Annotated in this window: 1 tRNA gene and 2 rRNA genes; all 3 read left to right on the top strand. The window is 52.7% G+C overall.

The window, feature by feature from the left end:
* Nucleotides 1-125 precede the first annotated feature (125 nt).
* A 16S ribosomal RNA gene (locus tag DK846_RS14800) occupies nucleotides 126-1,592 on the top strand.
* Between the two features lie 72 nt (nucleotides 1,593-1,664).
* Nucleotides 1,665-1,737, top strand: a tRNA-Ala gene (locus tag DK846_RS14805).
* A 133-nt stretch (nucleotides 1,738-1,870) separates the two neighbouring features.
* A 23S ribosomal RNA gene (locus tag DK846_RS14810) occupies nucleotides 1,871-4,719 on the top strand; the annotation flags it as partial.

The following is a 4,719-nucleotide window of genomic DNA, read 5'->3' on the forward strand; positions in this document are numbered from 1 at the left end:
ATGGGAGCCCGAACTGTGAACAGCGATGTTGCAACGGGTTCGACATAGGAATACTGATGGTGTGGACATCTGTCTGCACCCGCCAATAGCCGAGCAAGTGTGCGTTTGCGAAAAGTAACCAACAAATTCTGGTTGATCCTGCCAGAGGCCACTGCTATCGGGGTTTGACTAAGCCATGCGAGTCGAGAGGTGCAAGACCTCGGCGAACTGCTCAGTAACACGTGGACAATCTGCCCTGAAGAAGAGAATAATCCCGGGAAACTGGGGGTAATGCTCTATAGTCCGGGAGGGCTGGAATGCTCTCCGGATGAAAGATCCGTCGCTTCAGGATGAGTCTGCGGCCGATTAGGTAGTTGTTGGGGTAAAAGCCCAACAAGCCTGTCATCGGTACGGGTTGTGGGAGCAAGAGCCCGGAGATGGATTCTGAGACACGAATCCAGGCCCTACGGGGCGCAGCAGGCGCGAAAACTTTACAATGCGGGCAACCGTGATAAGGAAACCCCGAGTGCCACCACAGGGTGGCTGTCCACCAGTTTAAACAACTGGTGAAGAAAGGGCCGGGCAAGACCGGTGCCAGCCGCCGCGGTAATACCGGCGGCTCGAGTGGTGGCCGCTTTTACTGGGCTTAAAGGGTCCGTAGCTGGATCTGTGTGTCCCTTGAGAAATCCATCGGCTCAACTGATGGGCGTTCAGGGGAAACTGCAGTTCTAGGGACCGGGAGAGGTGAGAGGTACTGCCGGGGTAGGAGTGAAATCCTGTAATCCCGGTGGGACGACCTATGGCGAAGGCATCTCACCAGAACGGCTCCGACAGTGAGGGACGAAAGCTGGGGGAGCAAACCGGATTAGATACCCGGGTAGTCCCAGCTGTAAACTATGCGCATTAGGTGTGTCAGTGACCACGTGTCACTGAGGTGCCGAAGGGAAACCGTGAAATGCGCCGCCTGGGGAGTACGGTCGCAAGGCTGAAACTTAAAGGAATTGGCGGGGGAGCACCACAACGGGTGGAGCCTGCGGTTTAATCGGACTCAACGCCGGGAATCTCACCGGATAAGACAGCTGAATGATAGTCGGGATGAAGACTCTACTTGACTAGCTGAGAGGAGGTGCATGGCCGTCGTCAGTTCGTACTGTGAAGCATCCTGTTTAGTCAGGCAACGAGCGAGACCCACGCCAACAATTGCCAGCTTGACCTCCGGGTCGATGGGGACATTGTTGGGACCGCCTCTGCTAAAGGGGAGGAAGGAATGGGCAACGGTAGGTCAGCATGCCCCGAATTATCCGGGCTACACGCGGGCTACAATGGTTGGGACAATGGGTTCCGACACCGAAAGGTGAAGGTAATCTCCTAAACCCAGTCTAAGTTCGGATTGCGGGTTGTAACTCACCCGCATGAAGCTGGAATCCGTAGTAATCGCGTTTCACCATAGCGCGGTGAATATGTCCCTGCTCCTTGCACACACCGCCCGTCAAACCACCCGAGTGAGGTCTTGATGAGGCGACGCCAAATGGCGCTGTCGAATCTGGGTTTCGCAAGGGGGGTTAAGTCGTAACAAGGTAGCCGTAGGGGAATCTGCGGCTGGATCACCTCCTAACGATTTAAAAAGCGGTATTTGTTCGGGTGCGGGCAGACCATAAAACCATCAGTATTCCACAATAAATGGTGGGCTCGTAGCTCAGTTGGAAGAGCGCGGCGTTTGCAACGCCGAGGCCTGGGGTTCAAATCCCCACGGGTCCACTTCTTTGTTTATTTGCCGGTGCACCAGGTGATGTAAATCGCCGGGGAAGGGCTTGAGACCCCGTGAAATCGGGGCGATGATAGGCCGTGTAAAGGAATTGCTGCGTTTAGGACGTTAAATGGGTTTGACGGAACTGGACGAGCTTTATACCTGTCAGTGGATGGCTCGGTTTGGGAGCCGACGAAGGGCGTGCCAAGCTGCGATAAGCCCCGGGTAGGCGCATGGAGCCTATGAACCGGGGATTCCCTAATGGGCCATCCTGATACTTTACGTATCAATCCTGTATAGGATGGGGAACGCCCCGAATTGAAACATCTTAGTAGGGGCAGGAGAAGAAACCAAACGGGATGTCGTTATTAGAGGCGATCGAAAGCGACAGAGTTCAAACTGAATCCTTCGGGAGATGTGGTGTTGATAGGCCCGCCGTATGGGACTTATGTTTAGAACAGAAGTTGTCTGGAACGACATACTACAGAGGGTGACAGTCCCGTATGTGTATGAACATAAGCTCTGGCGGAGTCCTGAGTAACGTGGGTCGGAATTCCCGCGTGAATCCGGGGGTCACTAACCTCCAAAACTAAATACTCCCCAAAACCGATAGCGTAATAGTAGCGTGAGCGAAAGCTGAAAAGCAACCCTAGAAAGGTGTTGAAAAGTGCCTGAAACTGACAGGTGATAGCGTGTTATGGCGCGAAAGGATCTTTCAAGCGAAGGAATCCGTTGTGAGACGGTAGTACGGGTTTGAATGCCGGTGTCATAACGTACGTTTTGAAGAACGGGCCAAAGAGTTTATTCTGCTGGCGAAGGTTAATTCTGAAAAGGAAGGAACCGAAGGGAAACCAACAAGTCCGTAGCCGCAAGGTGTGGGACGGCGTATTAATAATGCGCGGAGTCAACAGGATAAGACCCGAAGCCTGGCGATCTATGCGTGGGCAGATTGAAGCGTGCCGAAAGGTGCGTGGAGGATCGCAAGCGGTTTTGATATGCAAATCATTCGCGTGACCTGCGTATAGGAGTGAAAGATTAATCGAGCCAGGCATCCGCTGGTTCCTCTCGAAACATGCCGTAGCATGACCTGACCGGAGATCGACAGTGAGGTAGAGCACTGATTGGGGAAGTGGGTGACGAAAGTCGTCCCTCTCCTGTCAAACTCCAAATTCCCTGTCATCTAAGATGGTTGGAAGTCCGCATTACGGGGTAAGCTTGTAATGCGTAAGGGAGACAACCCAGACCGTGGTTAATGTCCCTCAGTGCAGGCTCAGTGTAAACACTGAAAGTGGTCCTGGGTCAAAGACAACTGGAAGGTGAGCTTAGAAGCAGCTACCCTTTAAAAAGTGCGTAACAGCTTACCAGTCAAGATTCAGGGCGCTGAAAATGGACGGGGCTTAAGCCTGCCACAGATACCACGGACCATACTAATGTATGATGGCGTAGAGAGGCGTTCTGCATGGGCGGAAGCAGGGTCGTAAGGTCCTGTGGACCGTGTAGAAATGAAAATTTTGGCAGTAGTAGAAGCTTAAGTATGGTGAGAATCCATACCGCCGCAGGGGCCAGGTTTCCTCGACAATGTTCGTCAGTCGAGGGTTAGTCGGTCCTAAGTTGCACCGTAACTCGAGTGTAGCGAAAGGGAAACAGGTTAATATTCCTGTACCTGCTCCAGACAATCCTGACGCTTCCGGATATGCTCAGCGGGACTGTCGTCCCGTCTAAGCGGTATATGCGATTGGAGTACCGTAATGGTGAGAATTTCGCTAACCCGTTATGGGGTAACAGAGCAAATTCCAGGAGCCCGTGAAAAGGGTGGATGCAGTCCGTACCAAGAACTGACACAGGTGCCCCTCGCTGAGAAGGCGAAGGCGTGTCGGAATTAATCGTGTTAAGGGAACTCGGCAAATTAGCCCTGTAACTTCGGGATAAGGGGTGCCTGCCCAGAGATTGGGCAGGTCGCAGTGACAAGGGCGCTCCGACTGTCTAATAACAACATAGCAGACTGCAACTCCGAAAGGACTAGTATAGTCTGTGATTCCTGCCCAGTGCGAGTATCTGAACACCGGGTTCAACCGGACGAAGGACTCGTAAACGGCGGGGGTAACTATGACCCTCTTAAGGTAGCGTAGTACCTTGTCGCTTAATTGGCGACTTGCATGAATGGAATAACGAGAGCGCTACTGTCCCTAACACGAATCCGTTGAACCTTTTGTACTAGTGCAGAGACTAGTGACTCCTTATGGGAAGTGAAGACCCCGTGGAGCTTTACTGCAGCCTGTCGTTGGATTACGGTATTACCTGCGCAGGGTAGATGGGAGGCGTCGAGCCAACTCTTGTGGGAGTTGGGGAGCCAACGATGAGACACCATCCTGGTTTTATTGTAATTCTAACTGAATTGTTTCAGGACATCGATAGGTAGGCAGTTTGGGTGGGGCGCCACACCCTCGAAAAAATATCAAGGGTGCCCTAAGGTCAACTCAAGCGGGTCAGAAACCCGCTGGAGAGTGTCAAGAGCATAAGTTGGCCTGACGCGATTGCGCATAGCAAGCAATCGCGAGAGGAAACTCGGGTCTAACGAACCAATACGCCCTTTTGGTGAGGGCTATTGACTACAGAAAAGCTACCCCGGGGATAACAGAGTCGTCGCCGGCAAGAGCACATATCGACCCGGCGGCTTGCTACCTCGATGTCGGTTCTTTCCATCCTGGCTGTGCAGCAGCAGCCAAGGGTGAGGTTGTTCGCCTATTAAAGGGGATCGTGAGCTGGGTTTAGACCGTCGTGAGACAGGTCGGTTACTATCTATAAGGAGTGCCAGAAGTCTGAAGGGAAGAATGAAATAGTACGAGAGGAACTTTCATTCGGCGCCTCTGGTCGATCGGTTGTCTGACAAGGCACTGCCGAGCAGCTACGCGCCAAGAGATAAAAGCTGAAAGCATCTAAGCTTGAAACTTACCCCAAAAAGAGACTTCTTTAAGACACGGATAAAAGATCCG

This window comes from Methanospirillum lacunae, from assembly GCF_003173355.1.
In the GTDB taxonomy this organism is placed as follows: domain Archaea; phylum Halobacteriota; class Methanomicrobia; order Methanomicrobiales; family Methanospirillaceae; genus Methanospirillum; species Methanospirillum lacunae.